The organism is Terriglobia bacterium (assembly GCA_020073495.1).
In the GTDB taxonomy this organism is placed as follows: domain Bacteria; phylum Acidobacteriota; class Terriglobia; order Terriglobales; family Acidobacteriaceae; genus JAIQFD01.
On record JAIQFD010000001.1, the window covers coordinates 123,305 to 140,834 of the forward strand.

The following is a 17,530-nucleotide window of genomic DNA, read 5'->3' on the forward strand; positions in this document are numbered from 1 at the left end:
GGTTAGAAATGGCGACGGAAACCGACAACTCGGTGAAGTCAGAGCAGCCCGCGCGGATGGCGCAGGGGCCTGCGCAGCCGTCGGCGCCTGCCAAGGGCATCCAGGTGACGGAGAAGGCGCTGGCGCGCATCCGTTCGGCGATGGCGAAGGAAGGCGTGGACCCGGCGCAGGGCGGCTTGCGGCTCGGTGTTTCTGGCGGCGGATGCTCAGGGCTGAGCTACAACATCCGCTTCGATACCCAGCCGCGCGAGCGCGACCGCATCTTCCAGTTCGGTGACGTGCGCGTGTTCGTCGACCCCAAGTCGTACATCTACCTGCACGGCATGACGCTCGACTACACCGAGACGCTGATGCAGCAGGGGTTCGCGTTCGTCAACCCCAACTCGCAGAAGTCTTGCGGCTGCGGGTCGTCTTTCTCGGCATAGGAGATCGGACCATCGGGCGATCGGGTCATCAGGCGAATGGAATCCCGCCGATGCTCCGAAGCCCGATTCGTTTCTATGGCAACGAATAGCAAACCCGATACCGCGCTACCTATTTTCGGCGACACCTCGCAGACCGGGCAGTGCTGGTCGTGCGGCGACATGCGCGCGGCCCACTTCTGTGTGTCCTGCGGCAAGCTCCAGCCGGCCACGCCCACTGACTACTTCACTTTTTTCGGGCTGCCGCGAAAGCTGAACATCGACGTCGCCGAACTGGAGCGTGAATTCCACCGCCTGAGCCGCAAACTGCATCCCGACCTGTATGTGGGTGCGGGAGGACCGGAAGCCGAGTGGAGCCTGGAGAAGAGTTCCCAGCTCAACGACGCCTACCGTACCCTGCGCGATCCCATCTCGAGGACGGCGTACCTGCTGAAGCTGGAAGGCGTGCAACTGGAGGAGCAGTCGAAAGCGGCGACGGACAAGGCGCGCGCCAGCGGCGAGGAAAAGAAGCAGGTGGTCCCGCCCGACCTGCTGGAGGAGGTCTTCGAGCTCAACATGCAACTCGAGGAGCTGCGCGCGGGCAAGAAGATGGGCGAGGTGGAAGACAGCCTGAAAGGTGAACTCCAGCAGAAGAAGAACGACTTCGAGCAGAAGCTGGCGGCAACCGACGCCGAACTGAAGAAGCTTTGGACGGAGTGGGACGCTCTTCCCTTTCACAATCAGGCTGAGGGAAATGGCCAGGTCAGCGACCCGGAGCGGTTGCGCGTCCGCGACGCGATGGTCGCGCTGCTCAACCGGCGCAAGTACATCGCGAATCTCGTGCGCGACGTGAAGGCGGAGTTGGATTTGTAGAGTTCGATTTGTAATTTGCAAAGTAAGAGAGTCGGCCGGGAACTTTACAAATTACAAATTTGAAATTGCCAATGAGTGAACGCATCGTAGGCATCGATCTCGGAACGACGAACTCGCTGGTCGCCTACATGGAAGGCGACACGCCGGTGGTGATCCCGGGCGAGGACGGCTCGAATCTTGTGCCCTCGATCGTCGCACTCGACCCGCGCGGCAACGTCGTGGTAGGCAATCCCGCGCGCAAGCACCTGATCGAGACGCCGGAGCGCGCGGTTTACTCGGTGAAGCGCCTGATGGGACGCGGCATCGAGGACGTGCAGGACGAACTGCGGTTCTTCCCGTTCCGCTTGGCGGAAGACCTCAAACCGGGCGAGGTGCTGCGCATCAAGCTGGGCGACCACGAGTTCACTCCGCCGGAGATCTCCGCCTTCATCCTGCGACAGCTCAAGAAAAACGCAGAGCGCTACTTTGGCGCGCCGGTGCACAAGGCGGTCATCACCGTGCCCGCATACTTCAACGACGCTCAGCGCCAGGCCACGAAAGACGCGGGGCGCATCGCCGGCCTGGAAGTCATGCGTCTGGTGAACGAGCCGACCGCAGCATCGCTCGCCTATGGCCTCGACAAGAAGAAGGAAGGCACGATCGCGGTCTACGATCTGGGCGGCGGCACGTTCGACATCTCGATCCTCAAGCTGCGCGAGGGCATCTTCGAGGTGATCGCGACCAACGGCGACACGCACCTGGGCGGCGACGATATCGACAACCTGCTGATCACGATCGCGCTCGACGACATCCAGGGCGACCTCGGGCTCGACCTGCGGCGCAACGGCGAAGCCGTGCAGGCGATCCGCAAGGACGTCATCGACGCGAAGATTGCGCTCTCCTCCAGCGAGGTTGCGCACATCGACCTCGAGCTGGCCGGTGGGAAGAAATACCGGCGTGAGGTCTCGCGTGCAATGTTCGAAGGACTGGTGGATCCGATCCTGAATCGCACGGTGGGTCCGGTGAAACAGGCGATGTCCGACGCCGCGCTCCAACCCGAGCAGATCGACGAAGCCGTGCTGGTGGGCGGTTCGACGCGGATCCCCAAGGTCCGCCGGCTGGTCGAAGACCTGTTCAGACGCAAGCCGCACGCCGAGCAGAACCCCGACGAGGTGGTGGCGCTGGGCGCGGCGGTGCAGGCGCACATCCTGGCCGGCGGCTCGGAAGCCACCCAGGACATGCTCCTGCTCGACGTCACGCCGCTTTCCCTGGGCATCGAGGCGCTGGGCGGCGGCGTGGTGAAGATCATCCACCGCAATTCGACCATCCCCGCGTCGGCGACCGAGCATTTCACCACCGGCGTGGAGGGGCAGACGAATGTTGCTGTCCACGTGGTGCAGGGCGAGCGCGAGATGGCGAAGGACTGCCGCTCGCTAGCGCGCTTCGATCTGAAGGGGATCCCGCCGATGCCCGCCGGCCTGCCGCGCATCGAGGTGAAGTTCCTCATCGACGCCAACGGCATCCTGCACGTATCGGCGCGCGAGCAGCGCAGCGGCAAGGCCGCCGAGATCCAGGTCAAGCCCAGCTACGGGCTTACCGACGAGCAAGTCGAGAGCATGATCCTGGAGTCGTTCGACTACGCCGAGGAAGACTTCCGGGTGCGGCAGATCGCCGAGGCGCGGATCGAAGCCGACAACATCTTCACCGCGCTGGAGCGTGCGAAGAAGGGCCCGGCGTGGCAGCAGTTGGGCAGCGACGAGCGCAACAAGATCGAGAAGCTGGAGAAGGCGCTGGCCGCGGTGAAACAGGAAGACGATTACAAGGCGATCCGCAATGCCATCGACGCGCTGAACCAGGCGACAATGCATCTGGCCGAGCTCATGATGGATTCGGCCGTGGCCACGGCGCTCAAGGGCAAGACCATGGAGACGGCGGACGTGGGCGAAGGCCCCGCGGCGCCGCATCCCATCGCGCCCGCCGAGATCAGGAAGGGTTAGGCTATGGCAGAAGAGAAGTCGAGCAGCAGTACCGCGACCGTGGAAGAAAAGACCAACACCGTGTCCGTGACCTTCCTGCCGGAAGGCAAGACGGTGGAGTTCGAGCACGGCAAGCTGCCGTACAAGGACCATGGCAAGGAAGAATCGCTGCTGGATGTCGCGCTGAATCACGGCATCCATCTCGAACACGCGTGCGGGGGCAACTGCGCCTGCACCACCTGCCACGTGTGGGTGAAGGAAGGCGCGGACTGCCTCTCGGAGATGGACGATGACGAGGCCGACCGGCTCGACATGGCCGCCGACCTGCAGCTCAATTCGCGCCTGGGCTGCCAGGCGTGTGTGACCAAGCCGGGCAAGATCGTGGTCGAGATCCCCGCCTGGAACCGCAACTACGTCTCCGAGGGCGGAGACCACTGAGGGCACGGCTGCAGCCGCGCTTACACCGGCTGCTGAGACGGCTGCCGCACCGGACAAAAGTATGATGAACGATCTTCATTGGGATGACGCCGACGACATCGGCATTGTGCTGGCGGAAAAGTTCCCTGCTATCGATCCGCTCACCGTCCGCTTCACCGACCTGCACCGCTACGTCATCGAGCTGCCCGGCTTTGTCGATGATCCCAGGGCATCCAACGAGGGCAAGCTCGAGGCCATCCAGATGGCCTGGCACGAGGAGTGGAAAGACGCGCAGGAATAAGCGTCCATGCCGCTAGCGACACCCACATCTTCCCTGCCCTTCATAGAACCGGACCTGGCGCGGATCCCCGCGGGCTGGTTCCTGATGGGGAGCGACACCGGGCAGGACAATGAGCGGCCGGTCCATCGCGTCTGGCTGGACGCATTCGAACTGGCTGCGCGGCAGGTCACGAACGCCGATTACGCACGCTACTTGGACGCGGCGAATGCGCCCGCGCCTCCGCACTGGAATGATCCATTGTTCTGCAATCCCGAGCAGCCGGTCGTCGCCGTGTCCTGGTTCGAGGCCGTTGCGTACTGCAAGTGGCTGTCGCGCGTGACCGGCCGCAAGTGCCGCCTTCCAACGGAGGCGGAGTGGGAGCGCGCCGCGCGCGGCGGGGAGGATGGCAAGCAGTATCCCTGGGGCGATGAGCCGCCACAATCGCTGCCCGATTATGCGACCCGCTGGCTGACCGGCCCGGAACCGGTAGGACGTTACGCGCCCAACGCCTTCGGGCTTTACGACATCGGGGACAACGTCCACGAGTGGTGCAGCGACTGGTACGACGCCAACTATTACGCCGCGTCGCCGCAGCGCAATCCCAGCGGCCCCGCGGAGGGCACACGGCGCGCCTCGCGCGGAGGCTCATGGCGGCATCACGTAAAGGTGGCGCGCTGCGCCGCGCGCTCCAGCATCCCGCCGCATTTCCAGTACGCGGACTACGGCTTCCGCGTGGCTTGCGGCAAGTAGAGCGGGGATTCCGCCACCGAAGGCGCGTGTGACCGCCGTCACAGCTTTGTGTTCAGCCGGCTACTAGCTTTGCTGGTAGCGGAGAGTTCAAAAAGGAAGCCACGCAATGAGGATCGCCCGCGACGTCACCCAGCTCATCGGCCGCACCCCCCTCGTCCAACTGAACCGGGTCACGGAGGGCTGTCGTGGGCGCGTCGCCGCCAAGCTGGAGGGCTTCAACCCGTGTGGCAGCGTCAAGGATCGCATCGGCGTCAGCATGATCGAGGACGCCGAGCGCTCGGGGCGCATCACGCCGGGCAAGACGGTGCTGATCGAGCCCACCAGCGGCAACACCGGCATCGCGCTGGCGTTCGTCGCCGCCGTGCACGGCTACCGGCTGATCCTGACCATGCCCGACACCATGAGCCTGGAACGCCGCGTGCTGCTTCGGGCCTTCGGCGCGGAACTCGTCCTGACGCCGGGCGCCAAGGGCATGAAGGGAGCGATCGCCAAGGCCGAGGAGTTGCTCCGGCAGACGCCGAACGCGGTCATCTTGCAGCAATTCTCCAATCCCGCGAACCCGCGGATCCACTTCGAGACCACCGGCCCCGAGATCTGGGACGACACCGAAGGGCAGGTGGACATCCTGGTCTCCGGTGTGGGCACGGGCGGCACCATCACGGGCGTTTCGGAATACATCAAGCCGAAGAAGGCGAGCTTCCGCGCGGTCGCCGTCGAGCCGGTGGACAGCGCCGTGCTCTCCGGCGGTCAGGCGGGGCCGCACAAGATCCAGGGCATCGGCGCCGGCTTCGTGCCGGAGATCCTGCGCCGCGACTATGTCGACGAAGTGCTCACCGTGACCAACGACGAATCCATCGAGATGGCGCGGCGGCTGGCACGCGAAGAAGGGCTGCTGGTCGGCATCTCGTCGGGCGCCGCGGTGGCCGCGGCGGTGCGCGTCGCGCAGCGGCCGGAAAACGCAGGCAAGCTGATCGTGGTGGTCGTTCCCGACTTTGGCGAGCGCTATCTCACCAGCGTGCTGTTTGACGCCCTGCGGCAGGAGGCGCTCCAGATGCAGGCGGTGGCAGTCCCATGATCAGATTTTTCAGAGCGGTGCGCGAAGACATCGCTTCGGTGTTCGAGCGCGACCCGGCGGCACGCTCCTACTTCGAAGTGCTCACCTGCTACCCGGGCCTGTATTCGCTCTGGTCACATCACCTGGAGCATTGGCTGTGGGCCCACGGGCTGCGCTGGATGGCCCGCTTCCTGTCGCAGGTCTCGCGCTTCTGGACCGGCATCGAGATCCATCCTGGCGCGGTGATCGGCCGGCGAGTCTTCATCGATCACGGCATGGGCGTCGTGATCGGGGAAACCACCATCGTCGGCGACGACGTCACCCTCTACCAGGGCGTGACCCTGGGCGGCACCGGCAAGGAGAAAGGCAAGCGCCATCCCACGCTGCTGAACAACGTGATGGTGGGCGCGGGCGCGCGCATCCTGGGAAACATCACGGTGGGCGAGAACTGCCGCGTGGGCGCGGGCTCTGTGGTGCTGCGCGACGTACCGGACAACTCGACTGTCGTCGGTGTGCCGGCGCACGTGGTGCTGCGCGACGGCAAGCGCGTGGTGATCAACGATCCCAAGCAGGTGGATGATCCGGTCGACACCGAGATCCAGGAACTGATGCGGGATGTCCGCGAACTGAAAGAGAAGATGCGTGAGCTCACCGCCGAGACCGCCGCGCGCGACCGCAAGCCTTGATCAGGCGCCCTTCTTGCGCTCCAACCGCACGCGCTCGACGTAGCGGCCGCTCTCGACGTCCACGCGAACCAGCTCGCCCGGCCCGATGAACAGCGGGACATTGAGCTTCATCCCGTTCTCGAGCGTGGCTTCCTTCCACGCGCTGTCATTGCCGGCGTGCAGCGGCGGAGCGGTGTCGGCAACGTGGATCTCCACCACGTCGGGCAACACCAGGCTGATCGGACGCCCGTCGAAAAACTCAACCGGCACCTTCGTGCCTTCCTGGAGAAAGAGTTCACCGGGGCCGAGCGCGGTGCGCGGCACCTCGACCTGCTCGAAGTTCACCGGGTTCATGAAGTGGCAATTGTCGTCGTCGCGGTAAAGGAACTCCATGGTCTGGCGCTCGACTTGCAGTTCCTCGATGCGCACCTCGGGCCGGAAATGCGGCTCCCACATGCGGCCGCTCTCCACGTTGCGCAGCTTGGTCTTGACCACGCCGCCGAGTTGGCCGCCGCCCGCCTTGGACTCGACCTCGAGCACCTTGTAGACCTGGCCCTCGATCCGGACCGCCATGCCTGCCCTGAGCTGCGATGCGATCATGCGCACCTCCCGGACGGAACTATCGGGAAACGAATTCTAGCGCAAACCGGCGGCGAGAGACGGTGACGGGAGGGAAGCACCTTCAGCCGTGGGTCGCCGGCTTCGCCGTGCGACGCAGCCATGCCCCGATCTCGATCCCGCGCTCCTTCATCTGCGTGCGCACCCGCGAGAGCACCAACATGGCGAGAACAATGGTCAGCAATCCGAGCGATGCCGCGCCGATGCCTACCGCGCGCTTGGGAAGGATGGAGAGCCTTCCGTACACGAACTCGATGTGGACCCAGTACACCAGCAGCGAGGTCTGCCCAAGTTGGATGAGGGGGCTGAAACTCCACTGCCCCGCGCCCCAGCGGCACCAGGCATAGCTGCCGCACAGGATGATCAGCAGCACGCCCACACGGATGAGATAAAAGCTGGGGCTGGTGTGCCAGAAGTCGTAGACGGCGTAAGCCCTCTGAGGCTGCGCGTCGAGCCAGCGCGCGAACAGGATGAGGCCAGCACCTCCGGCACCGAACAGGGCAAACATGGCGGCTTCGCGCCGCTTCACCCATTCGCTGAAGAGGACGAATCCGATCGCCAGCCCCGCGAAGGCGAACGCCGCCCAGGGAAAGATGGGGAAAAGCCAGGACTGCGGTTCCTTCAGGTTGTGCACGCCGTTGATGTAAGACTCCACCGGCCAGGGCAGCCAGCGGGGGCGCCACGTGGTCCACAACGGCGGAGTCATTGCGGAGATGGCCAGCGCCACGGCCACGGCGGCGCCGGCCGTGACCCAACGGGCCCTTCCTTCGCCCCCGGCCGCGGTCAGACGGCATAGCCCACCCATCAGCATCATGGACATCCCGATCGTGTTCAGGATGTCCACGCGCAGCAGGTCGGTCCACGGCGCCCAGGGGAAGGAGATCAGGTACTCCTGCAGGCGGAACAGAAGTCCAAGAGCAAAGATCTCCGCCCCGCGGAGAATGGTGGTGCGGGCGATCTCGCCGGCGGCGACGCCCTTCTGCCTCAACTTGCCGGTCACCAGCGCGAACGAGATGCCGGCCAGAAACAGAAACAGCGGCGCGGGCAGCGTCCCACCCAGTTGCGACCACATGAAGAAAGTGGATTTGCGAGCAGCGCCGCCCAGCCAGGAGTCGTAGGCGTGGGTCTGGAACATGAGCACGCAGGCGAGCCCGCGCATCCAGTCGATGTACGCCAGCCGCGCCCGCGTCGCTGTTGCCATGGAAGAAGGGCTAGCCTAGCGCGACCTCTCCGGCCTGCGCCACACAAAACCGGCCTCCGGGCTACAATGCTCGGCGTCTTTGGTGAGCGAGGGCCACCAGTCCATGCACGCTGCGGACGTCGTCATCATCGGGGGAGGGATCGTCGGCGCCAGCATCGCCTACCACTTGACCTCGGCCGGTTGCCGTAACGTGCTCATCGTCGAGCGCGAGACTCACCAGGGCAAGGGCTCGACCGGCAAGAGCATGGGCGGAGTGCGAGCGCAGTTCTCCACGCCGGTCAACATCCGCATGTCGCTGTACTCGATCCCTTTCTACGCCTCGTTCGAGGAACGCATGGGACATCCCTCCGGCTATCGTCCGCAGGGGTATCTCTTCTGCGCCACCAACGACGCGCAGATGAACTACCTGCGCACGAACTATCAGAAGCAGGTCGAGCTGGGATTGAAAGGCGTGCGCCTAGTCTCGGCTGACGACGTCCGCGGCCTGTATCCGCAGCTCCGCGCCGACGACATCGTGGGCGGAAGCTTCTGCGAGACCGACGGCTTCGTCGATCCCTACAGCGCGATGGTCGGCTTCACCCAGCGTGCGCAGGAACAGGGCGCGCAGGTCTGGCGCGATGCCGAGGTCACCGGCATCGCGCTCGACGAGATAGGAATCTGCGCCGTGGACACGACGCGCGAGCGCGTCTCCACCCGCGTGGTGGTGAATGCCGCCGGCGCGTGGGCCGCCGGGGTCGCGAAACTTGCGGGCGTGGACTTGCCGGTCGAGCCGCTGCGCCGCATGCTGGTGCCCACCGAACCGTTCGCCGACTTCCCGCACTCCGCGCCGATGATCATTGACATGTCGAACGGCTTCCACTTCCGCCCCGAGGCGCTCGGCTTCCTGCTCGCGTGGGCCGATCCGGAGGAAACTCCGGGCTACAAATTCGACTTCGAGCCGGCGTTCATCGAGAAGGTGCTGACCCGCGCCGCCAGCCGCGTGCCCATCTTCGAGAATCTCGCGGTCAACCCCAAGCGCGCGTGGGCGGGGCTCTATGAGATGACCCCCGACCATCATCCCATCCTCGGGCCGGTGCCCGACGTGCCCGGGCTCTTCCTGGCCAACGGTTTCAGCGGACACGGAGTGATGCACGCGCCGGCAACGGGAAAGGTCGTTTCCGACCTCATCCTTCACCGCAAAACCGACCTGATCGATGCCGAGTTGCTGTCCTACCGGCGCTTCGCCGAGAACCGTCTGATCCACGAGTCCGCGGTGCTCTAGCCCATGGCGTCTCGTTCAACTGAGGAATTGATCTCGCTGTCGCTCAGTGAAGCCGCCGAATTGGTCCGCGACAAGAAGATTTCGCCGGTCGAGCTCACACGCGCCTGCCTGGAGCGGATCGAGGCAGCCAATCCCGAGCTGAACGCGTTCATCACGGTAACCGCAGAATCGGCATTGCAACAGGCGCGGGCCGCGGAAGACGAGATCCAGGGCGGACACTGGCGCGGGCCGCTGCACGGCATTCCGATCTCGCTCAAGGACCTGATCGACACCGCCGGCGTGCGCACCACCGCCGCCAGCGCGCTCTACCGCGATCGTGTGCCGGAGGAAGATGCCGAGGTCGTTCGCCGCCTGCGCGCCGCAGGCGCCATCGTGCTCGGCAAGACGAACCTGCACGAGTTCGCTTACGGCGGCAGCGGTCTTATCAGCCACTTCGGTCCCGCGCGCAATCCCTGGGACCCGGAGCGGATCACAGGCGGGTCATCGTCGGGCTCGGCGGCCGCCGTGGCTGCAGGCCTGTGCTTCGCTTCTATCGGCAGCGACACCGCCGGATCGGTCCGCCTGCCCGCCGCTTATTGCGGGATCGTCGGCATCAAGCCCAGCTACGGCCTGGTGCCGCTGCGCGGTGTCATCCCGCTGTCCTGGTCATACGACCACGTTGGGCCGCTCGCGCGTTCGGTTCGCGACGCCGCCATCGTGCTGCGCGCCGTCGCGGGCTACGATCCGCTCGACATCACCTCGCGCAAGTTCCTCGCCGAGGACTATGCCGCCGCTCTGGATCGCATGCCCGAACCGATGACGATCGGGATTGCGTCGGATTTTTTCTTCTCCGATCTCCAGCGCGACATCGAAGCGCGCGTGAAAGAAGCTGTGCACCTGCTCCTGCAATTCGGCGACCTGCGGGAGGTGCGCGTTCCGGTGGACCGCGACCGCACCGTCGCTTCCGCCGAGACCTTTGCCTATCACGCCGAGCACGTGGCGCGCTCGCCCGAGCTCTACGACCCGGAGACGCTGCGGCGAATCCGCACCGGCGCCGAGGTCACCGCCACCGCATATATCCAGAAGCGGCAGGAACTCGATAGCCTGCGGCGCCGCGCTCCGGAACTATTCAAAGATGCGGACGTGATCGTGACTCCCACGGTACCCATCGCTCCGCCTGCGATCTCAGAGCTGGTGGCGGAACCCACGCGGCTCCGTCCAAGCGAGCTGCTGATGTTGCGCAACACGCGCCCCTTCAACGTGCTCGGCTTACCCGCGATCTCCGTTCCCTGCGGCTTCACCTCGGACGGCCTGCCCGTCGGATTGCAGATCGCAGGGCCGCCCGGCAGCGAATCCGCGGTCCTGCGCCTCGCATACTTCTACGAGCAGACCGCCCCCTGGCGTCTGCAACACCCGCGCTGAACCCCGCACAAGGAGGTACCGATGGATAGGGCACTCCTTCCTGGTCACTGCGAAAAGACAGTACCCAGAGCTATACTCCGCGCCTGAAATGCAGAAAGGTGGGCCACCCGCCCATGAATCTATCCCATCTTGCTCTCATCTTGTGTCTCGCAGGAATTATGATTGGTAACGTGCTGCACTTGTGGATTGTCGCGAGATTGAAAGGCGCCAATATTTCAGCGAGATACTTCGGAACCATCCTTGACGCTTCCAAAGCGCATCGTGACTATGCAAAGCTTGCGCGCACTTTTGATTGGCACCTATGGCCGTTGTACGTGTTGCAGGTAGCTGGCTACGGTGGGCTCTTAGGAGCAGTGGTCGTTCTAGTGTCGGACCGCTCATTACTTGACGAGATTCGACGCTGGGTGGAGCAGTTGAGGTAAGCCGCGTTCGGTAGAATGTCCACTCCCAAGGAGGACGCTACTAGCATGCCTCTGCTCATCGAGCACCCCACGCAGATCACTTCCGCCGACACCAAGCCGAAGATCATCCAGGAATTCGTCGGACGCGTGAACTCGAAGACGTCCGTCCTGAGTGTGGCCCATATGCGCAGCCCTTCCGGCTGGGAAGAACCCGGCCAGACGCCCGAGTTCGACGAATACACGGTGGTGCTGCATGGCACATTGCGCGTGCGACACAAGGAAGGCGCCCTGGACGTAAGCGCGGGGCAGGCTGTCATCGCTCATCGCGGCGAGTGGGTGCAGTACTCCACGCCGGACGGCGCTGAGTACATCGCCATCTGCCTGCCGGCGTTCTCGCCCGACACCGTCCACCGCGACGGCCACTGACCATCAGCGGCTGCGCCTTGTGGTAGAGTTTTCAGCGAAGGCAGAAACGAGCGTTTCTCGGCGCTTGCGCGCGCCCCGACCACCCGATTCCGCGGCGCAGGGGAAAGAGTACCGATTTGTGTGGCATCGCCGGTTTTACCCGGAAGAAGAGCGTAGGCGGCCCCGACCGCATCCGCGCTGCGGCGAATTGCCTTGTCCACCGCGGGCCTGACCAGCAAGGCGTCTTTCAATCTAACTCCGTTGCACTCGCCGCCACCCGACTGAAGATCATCGACCTCGAATCGGGCGACCAACCGATCGTTTCCCCGGACGGCGATGCGGTGATCGTGTTCAATGGTGAGATCTATAATTTCCTCGAAGTTCGCGCCGAACTGGAGCAGCGCGGCCACCACTTTCACACCCACACGGATACGGAAACAGTCCTGCACGCCTTTCTCGAATGGGACACAGAATGTTTTTCGCATCTGCGGGGGATGTTCGCCGTCGGGCTGTGGACCGAGTCGAAGAAACGCCTGGTCCTGGCTCGTGATCGCATGGGCATCAAGCCGCTTTATTTCGCGCGCCACGCGGACGATCTGTTCTTCGGGTCCGAACTGAAGGCGATCCTGGTCCACCCGGAGATCGATCGCCGCCTCAGCCTGGACGGGCTGGATTGCTATCTGTCTCTGAACTACGTGCCCTGCCCGTGGACCCTGGTCGAGGGCATCGAGAAGCTGCCCCCGGGTCACTGGCTGGAGTGGCGCGACGGCGCCATCCGTTCCGAGCCGTACTGGCGCCTGCCGTTCGGAGTCTCTCGCGATCGGAGCCTGGAATCCGCCCAGGAGGAACTCGACTCTCTTCTGCAACAGTCGGTCCGGGAGCACTTGCTTTCCGATGTTCCCCTCGGCGTCTGGCTCAGCGGCGGCGTCGACTCTTCCACCATCCTTCACTACGCTGCCGCGGCTTCCAGTTCGCCGCTGAAGACGCTTTCGATCTCGTTCCAGGGACGCAGCTTTGACGAAACCGCGTACATGCGCGAGGTCGCAACCCGTTACGGGACGGACCACGAGGAATTCGACCTCAACGTCGACCTGGGCCTCCAGGACGCGATCGAGGAATTCGCGTACTACTCCGACGAGCCGAGCGCGGACGCCGGAGCGCTGCCCGTTTGGTTCCTGTCGAAGCTGAGCAAAACAAAGGTGACCGTCGCTCTCAGCGGAGAAGGTGGTGACGAACTGTTCGGAGGCTACGTCACCTACAGAGCCAATCGGCTCGCACGTCCCATGCGGCGGCTGCCTTCCGTGGCTCTGCGGCTGGCGCTCGAGGCAGTGCGGTTCTGGCCCGTCTCCGACGAGAAGATCAGCTTCGAATACAAGCTGAAGCGCTTCCTCGAAGGCTGCCGCATGCCGCCAGAGCAGGCGCACGTCTTCTGGAATGGGACTTTCTCCGGCCCGGAGAAGCAGGGCCTGCTTCAGGCAACGCTGCCGGGCACATTCGACCGCATCCTGGCCGAACTGCGCCAGAATCTCGCTTCCGAGGATGACCTGGCGCCCTACACCTGGTTCGACCAGAAGTACTACCTGCCGGATGACATCCTTACGAAGGTGGACCGCATGAGCATGGCTCACTCGCTCGAGGTGCGTCCGCCCTTCCTGGACCACCGCATCGTGGAATTCGCCGCGTCACTGCCCGCGGATTTCAAGATCCGCGGCTCCCGGCAGAAACTCATCCTCAAGGAGCTGATGAAGCACAAGCTGCCTTCCTCGGTGCTGCGGCGCAAGAAGATGGGATTCGATATCCCCGCCCACGAATGGTTTCGCGGCCCGCTGCGCACGCTGCTCTGCGATACACTCGGGGCCGGCGCTACCGAACATTCCGGGCTGTTCCGGCGCAGCGCGGTCGATGATTGTGTGCGCGCGCACCTGGAGCGGCGCGCCAACCTTGGGTATCACCTTTGGGGTTTGCTGACCCTGTTCCTTTGGATGAAGAGATGGCGAATTCAAACGGCGCCGGGGGACCGAGTGGGCCGTCCGATGACCGAAAGCATTCCTACCTCTATTTAGCCGTCCTGCTAATTGCGAGCGCAGTGTATCTGGGCTGCATCGTGTCTCCGCCGTCGCTGATGGACGACGTGGACGCGGTGCAGGCGCAGCTCGGGCGCAATATGCTCGCCTCGGGCGACTGGGTGACCGGCCACCTCGACGGCGTCAAATACGTGGAAAAAGCGCCGCTCATCTACTGGTCGATCGCGGTCTCCTACAAGGTCTTCGGCGTTCACGACTGGTCCGCGCGCATCCCCGTCGCGCTGTCCGCCATCGCACTCTGCCTGCTGACGACCGCTTTCGGCGCCTGGGCGTTCGGCCAACGCGCCGGTTTCTACGCCGGCCTGTGCATGTCAACATGCGTCGGCCTGTTCCTGTTCACACGCATCCAGATCCCAGACGTCATGCTCGCCTTCACCGTCGCGTTGGCCCTGTGGTCATTCCTGCGAGCGCTCGACGAGGAGGAGCCACGTCCCCGATTCTGGGCGTTCCTGATGGCTGCAAGTCTGGGGACCGGCCTGCTGCTGAAAAGCCTGATAGGCGTCGTCTTCCCAACCGCTGCGGGCGTGATCTACCTGTTGCTCACACGCCAGTTCTTTTCCGTCCGGACGTGGAAACGGCTCCATCCATTCAGCGGGCTCTTGATCGTGCTGTTGATCGCGGCGCCCTGGCACATCCTGGCGACGCTGCGCAATCCACCTTACTTCGCCTTTACTCTCCAAAGCCGCCCCGGCGAATACCACGGATTCCTCTGGTTCTTTTTCATCAACGAGCAGCTTCTCCGCTTTCTGGGCACACGCTACCCGCACGACTACAACACCGTGCCGCGCTGGGCCTTTTGGCTGTTCCACTTCGTGTGGCTGTTTCCCTGGAGCGTTTACTTCCCGGCGGTGGCGAAGCTTTCCTTCATGCCGGTGGATCGCGCGGGACGCACCCGCTTGTTGGCGCTCTGCTGGGCCGGATTTCTGCTCGTGTTCTTCACCTTCTCCACCACCCAGGAATACTACTCAATGCCTTGCTATGCGGCGCTGGCGCTGCTGCTGGGTTCGGCGATGGAAGCGGGAGGAGTTTGGATCCGCCGTGGCACTCGCGCGCTTACGGTCCTCGCCGGCCTCGCGGCCGTCGTGGCGGGAACCTTGCTTTTCCTGGTGCGCAACGTCCCCACCCCCGGCGACATCTCCGCCGCTCTCACCCAGCACCCCGAGGCCTACACCCTCTCGCTCGGACACATGGAGGACCTGACGCTCCACTCATTCGCCTATCTTCGCCTCCCTCTCGCGGTCGCCGGAATCGCTTTTCTCCTGGGCGCATTGGGGACCCTGCGAGCCGCCAGCCAGCGCGCGTTCCTGGCCGCCGCCCTGATGATGGTCCTGTTTTTCCACGCCGCCCGGCTGGCGCTCGTGGTCTTTGACCCTTACATGTCGTCGCGGCCGCTGGCGGAGGCGTTGCTGCGCGCTCCCGACGGCAAATTGATCGTCCACCACCATTACTACCCGTTCTCCTCGGTCTTCTTTTATACGAACCGCACGGCGTTGTTGCTCGACGGCCGCATCGACACCATGGTGTACGGTTCCTACGCTCCCGGCGTGCCCGACGTTTTCATTGATAATGCGCGATTCAAGGGCCTGTGGACCCAGCCGGAGCGCTGGTACTTCGTCACGGAACGTTCTGAGTTGCCGAAGTTCGAAAGCCTCCTGGGAGGCGGGAGGCTGAACCTGGTCGCCGAGAGCGGGGGCAAGCTCGTCCTGACCAATCTTCCGCTGTCCTCACCGCAAGGGCTCCGCTCCCGATAAAGGAAACGCGCGCGCGGCACCATTGACGCCGGCAACTGCGGCTTATAGCATCTCATCTATTGTCCTTACGGCGGCCATCGACCTGGAGAAACGTCGCCCGAACCGATGAAGCGACTCGTGGTGAATGCCGACGACTTCGGGATGGCCGACAGCATTAACGAGGGGATCCTGGAAGCGCATCGCCGGGGGATCGTGACCAGCACAACCCTGCTGGCCAACGGCGTGGCTTTCGAGCGGGCCGTGGCGATGGCGCAGGCCGCACCCAAGCTGGGAGTGGGAGTGCACCTGAACCTTACCCAGGGGCGGCCCCTATCGGATCCGGCCTCGATCGCGAGTCTGGTGAATAGGAAGGGCGAGTTCTCTCGGCAGCCGGCGGCATTGCTGCGCGGCGCCCTTTCTGGCCGGGTGAGTCTGGCTGAGGTTGAGCGCGAGCTCAGCGCGCAGATCGAAAAAGTGCGCGACGCCGGCATCGCGATCACTCATTTGGACGGACACAAGCACGTCCACATGCTGCCGGGCATCTTCCGCGTCGTGGTGCGGCTGGCAAAGAACTATGGCATTGCCGGCGTGCGCTGGGCCAGCGAACGACGAGGGGGCCTTTGGGCGCTGCTGCGGCGCAACAGGCCGGCGGCGGCGAGCATCGTGAAACAATCCGTGAAGTCGCGCGCCCTGGCCTTCATGACAAGGGATTCGCGCGCCATGCTGCGGGAGGCCAGGCTACAGTTTCCCATGCATTTCTACGGCATCACGCAAACCGGATTTCTCGACGACCACGAGCTGGGCGTGATCCTGGGCAACCTGGCGGAAGGCACCAGCGAGCTGATGTGCCACCCGGGCTGCGAGGATCCCGTCTTGGATCCAAGAATGACTCGGCTGCGAGCCGAGCGACAACGCGAGCTGGATGCACTGACCCGGCCGGAGACTTTGCAACTCACCGCCCGGCTCGGCATCGAGCTCATTGATTACCGGGGGTTAAGTCAGACCTGATGCAGAATGAAGTTGGATTGATGTATTCCGTCGTCGTGCCCTTCTATAACGAGCAGGAGAGCGTCTCTCCGTTGTACGTGAAGATCGTCGAGGTGATGGACGCGGTGGGCGCGCCCTACGAGATGGTCTTCGTGGACGATGGCAGCACCGACGGCACCTACCCCGCCCTGCTCCGCATCTGCGAGAACGACCGCCGCGTGCACCTGGTGCGGCTCCGCCGCAACTTCGGCCAGACGGCCGCGCTCAAGGCGGGCTTCGACTTCGCCCGCGGCGAGATCGTCATCTCCATGGACGGCGATCTACAGCATGATCCCGCCGAGATCCCGCTCTTCCTGGAAAAGATCAAGGAAGGTTTTGACATCGTGAGCGGCTGGCGCGTGCAGCGCAGCGACCGCTGGCTGACGCGCCGCTTGCCCAGCCGCGTCGCCAACTGGATGATGGCCAAGCTTTCCGGGGTCGAGCTGCACGACTTCGGGACCACGTTCAAGGCCTATCGCCGCGAGATCCTCGACGAGGTCCATCTCTACGGTGAACTGCATCGCTTCATCCCCGCGCTGGCGAGTTGGGCGGGCGCTTCGGTGGCCGAAGTCGCCATCACCAACCCTCCGCGCCAGAACGGAAGCTCCAACTACGGCATCTCGCGGACCATCCGCGTGCTGCTCGACCTGCTGAGCGTGAAGTTCCTGCTCGACTACTCCGCCAAGCCGATGCAATTGTTCGGCCTGGCGGGTCTGGTGTGCCTGAGCGGCGGATTCGGCATCGGATTATGGGTCTTCATCCGCAAGGCCGTCCTGGATGAAGGCCTGCTGGCCAACCACGGCCCCCTGATGCTGCTGGGGATGGCGCTGGTCATGGGCGGCATCCAGTTCATCGCCACCGGCCTGATCGGCGAGATGCTCGTGCGCACCTATTACGAAACGCAGAACAAGCCCGTGTATCTCGTGCGCGAGTTCCGCAACGGAAGCGAAGCCATCGCCGGTGGCACTCGTCCTGCGCGTACCGCCAAGACAACCGGCCGGTAGTCCC

17 protein-coding genes are annotated in these 17,530 nt (G+C 64.2%); 15 read left to right on the forward strand and 2 right to left on the reverse strand.

Annotated features, from left to right (window positions below; translation table 11 throughout):
• The first annotated feature begins 8 nt into the window (after positions 1–8).
• The 8 genes from LAN37_00555 (at position 9) to cysE (ending at position 6,416) form a co-directional block, all read left to right on the forward strand.
• A complete protein-coding gene (locus LAN37_00555) occupies positions 9–425 on the forward strand; it encodes an iron-sulfur cluster assembly accessory protein (protein ID MBZ5645694.1) in 417 nt (138 codons plus the stop codon).
• Between the two features lie 159 nt (positions 426–584).
• Positions 585–1,274: a Fe-S protein assembly co-chaperone HscB gene (hscB, locus tag LAN37_00560; protein MBZ5645695.1), complete on the forward strand. Its 690-nt coding sequence runs from the start codon at positions 585–587 to the stop codon at positions 1,272–1,274.
• A gap of 71 nt (positions 1,275–1,345) precedes the next feature.
• Complete coding sequence (gene hscA, locus LAN37_00565; protein ID MBZ5645696.1) at positions 1,346–3,250, forward strand: Fe-S protein assembly chaperone HscA; 1,905 nt, start codon at positions 1,346–1,348, stop codon at positions 3,248–3,250.
• Between the two features lie 3 nt (positions 3,251–3,253).
• Positions 3,254–3,667, forward strand: a complete 414-nt coding sequence (locus LAN37_00570) for a 2Fe-2S iron-sulfur cluster binding domain-containing protein (GenBank protein MBZ5645697.1) — start codon at positions 3,254–3,256, stop codon at positions 3,665–3,667.
• A 61-nt stretch (positions 3,668–3,728) separates the two neighbouring features.
• Positions 3,729–3,947 carry a Fe-S cluster assembly protein IscX gene (gene iscX, locus LAN37_00575; protein MBZ5645698.1) on the forward strand — a complete coding sequence of 73 codons (219 nt, stop codon included), beginning with the start codon at positions 3,729–3,731 and terminating at the stop codon, positions 3,945–3,947.
• A 6-nt stretch (positions 3,948–3,953) separates the two neighbouring features.
• Positions 3,954–4,676, forward strand: a complete 723-nt coding sequence (locus tag LAN37_00580) for a formylglycine-generating enzyme family protein (protein ID MBZ5645699.1) — start codon at positions 3,954–3,956, stop codon at positions 4,674–4,676.
• A gap of 106 nt (positions 4,677–4,782) precedes the next feature.
• The gene (gene cysK, locus LAN37_00585; protein ID MBZ5645700.1) at positions 4,783–5,751 is read left to right on the forward strand and encodes a cysteine synthase A; all 969 of its coding nucleotides are present in this window, start codon (positions 4,783–4,785) and stop codon (positions 5,749–5,751) included.
• Entirely contained in the window at positions 5,748–6,416 is a 669-nt protein-coding gene (gene cysE / locus LAN37_00590; GenBank protein MBZ5645701.1) for a serine O-acetyltransferase, read from the forward strand. The genes cysK and cysE overlap by 4 nt, the downstream gene beginning before the upstream one ends.
• Here the strand turns inward: cysE and LAN37_00595 are convergent, their stop codons facing one another.
• Positions 6,417–6,995 (reverse strand): elongation factor P, encoded by a 579-nt coding sequence (locus LAN37_00595; GenBank protein ID MBZ5645702.1) that lies wholly within the window; start codon positions 6,993–6,995, stop codon positions 6,417–6,419.
• Between the two features lie 82 nt (positions 6,996–7,077).
• Complete coding sequence (locus LAN37_00600) at positions 7,078–8,214, reverse strand: DUF1624 domain-containing protein (GenBank protein MBZ5645703.1); 1,137 nt, start codon at positions 8,212–8,214, stop codon at positions 7,078–7,080.
• A 103-nt stretch (positions 8,215–8,317) separates the two neighbouring features.
• Here LAN37_00600 and LAN37_00605 point away from each other — a divergent pair, with 103 nt between their 5' ends.
• From LAN37_00605 to LAN37_00635, 7 genes are all read left to right on the forward strand, one after another.
• Entirely contained in the window at positions 8,318–9,475 is a 1,158-nt protein-coding gene (locus LAN37_00605; GenBank protein MBZ5645704.1) for an FAD-binding oxidoreductase, read from the forward strand.
• A 3-nt stretch (positions 9,476–9,478) separates the two neighbouring features.
• Positions 9,479–10,876, forward strand: a complete 1,398-nt coding sequence (locus LAN37_00610; protein ID MBZ5645705.1) for an amidase — start codon at positions 9,479–9,481, stop codon at positions 10,874–10,876.
• 467 nt (positions 10,877–11,343) lie between these two features.
• The gene (locus tag LAN37_00615) at positions 11,344–11,703 is read left to right on the forward strand and encodes a cupin (protein MBZ5645706.1); all 360 of its coding nucleotides are present in this window, start codon (positions 11,344–11,346) and stop codon (positions 11,701–11,703) included.
• A gap of 116 nt (positions 11,704–11,819) precedes the next feature.
• Positions 11,820–13,745, forward strand: a complete 1,926-nt coding sequence (asnB, locus tag LAN37_00620; protein MBZ5645707.1) for an asparagine synthase (glutamine-hydrolyzing) — start codon at positions 11,820–11,822, stop codon at positions 13,743–13,745.
• A gap of 59 nt (positions 13,746–13,804) precedes the next feature.
• A complete protein-coding gene (locus tag LAN37_00625) occupies positions 13,805–15,517 on the forward strand; it encodes a glycosyltransferase family 39 protein (GenBank protein MBZ5645708.1) in 1,713 nt (570 codons plus the stop codon).
• A gap of 105 nt (positions 15,518–15,622) precedes the next feature.
• Entirely contained in the window at positions 15,623–16,504 is an 882-nt protein-coding gene (locus LAN37_00630) for a ChbG/HpnK family deacetylase (protein ID MBZ5645709.1), read from the forward strand.
• The gene (locus LAN37_00635) at positions 16,504–17,526 is read left to right on the forward strand and encodes a glycosyltransferase family 2 protein (GenBank protein MBZ5645710.1); all 1,023 of its coding nucleotides are present in this window, start codon (positions 16,504–16,506) and stop codon (positions 17,524–17,526) included. The genes LAN37_00630 and LAN37_00635 overlap by 1 nt, the downstream gene beginning before the upstream one ends.
• Positions 17,527–17,530 lie beyond the last annotated feature (4 nt).

Excerpts from the sequence above, each read along its gene's own strand:
- iscX (MBZ5645698.1), top strand. The coding sequence starts at position 3,729 with ATGATGAACGATCTTCATTGGGATGACGCCGACGACATCGGCATTGTG.
- hscB (MBZ5645695.1), top strand. The coding sequence starts at position 585 with ATGCGCGCGGCCCACTTCTGTGTGTCCTGCGGCAAGCTCCAGCCGGCC.
- LAN37_00610 (MBZ5645705.1), top strand. The coding sequence starts at position 9,479 with ATGGCGTCTCGTTCAACTGAGGAATTGATCTCGCTGTCGCTCAGTGAA.
- LAN37_00570 (MBZ5645697.1), top strand. The coding sequence starts at position 3,254 with ATGGCAGAAGAGAAGTCGAGCAGCAGTACCGCGACCGTGGAAGAAAAG.
- hscA (MBZ5645696.1), top strand. The coding sequence starts at position 1,346 with ATGAGTGAACGCATCGTAGGCATCGATCTCGGAACGACGAACTCGCTG.
- LAN37_00635 (MBZ5645710.1), top strand. The coding sequence starts at position 16,504 with ATGCAGAATGAAGTTGGATTGATGTATTCCGTCGTCGTGCCCTTCTAT.
- LAN37_00615 (MBZ5645706.1), top strand. The coding sequence starts at position 11,344 with ATGCCTCTGCTCATCGAGCACCCCACGCAGATCACTTCCGCCGACACC.
- LAN37_00630 (MBZ5645709.1), top strand. The coding sequence starts at position 15,623 with ATGAAGCGACTCGTGGTGAATGCCGACGACTTCGGGATGGCCGACAGC.
- LAN37_00600 (MBZ5645703.1), bottom strand. The coding sequence starts at position 8,214 with ATGGCAACAGCGACGCGGGCGCGGCTGGCGTACATCGACTGGATGCGC.
- LAN37_00605 (MBZ5645704.1), top strand. The coding sequence starts at position 8,318 with ATGCACGCTGCGGACGTCGTCATCATCGGGGGAGGGATCGTCGGCGCC.
- LAN37_00580 (MBZ5645699.1), top strand. The coding sequence starts at position 3,954 with ATGCCGCTAGCGACACCCACATCTTCCCTGCCCTTCATAGAACCGGAC.
- LAN37_00595 (MBZ5645702.1), bottom strand. The coding sequence starts at position 6,995 with ATGATCGCATCGCAGCTCAGGGCAGGCATGGCGGTCCGGATCGAGGGC.
- cysK (MBZ5645700.1), top strand. The coding sequence starts at position 4,783 with ATGAGGATCGCCCGCGACGTCACCCAGCTCATCGGCCGCACCCCCCTC.
- LAN37_00555 (MBZ5645694.1), top strand. The coding sequence starts at position 9 with ATGGCGACGGAAACCGACAACTCGGTGAAGTCAGAGCAGCCCGCGCGG.
- LAN37_00625 (MBZ5645708.1), top strand. The coding sequence starts at position 13,805 with ATGGACGACGTGGACGCGGTGCAGGCGCAGCTCGGGCGCAATATGCTC.
- cysE (MBZ5645701.1), top strand. The coding sequence starts at position 5,748 with ATGATCAGATTTTTCAGAGCGGTGCGCGAAGACATCGCTTCGGTGTTC.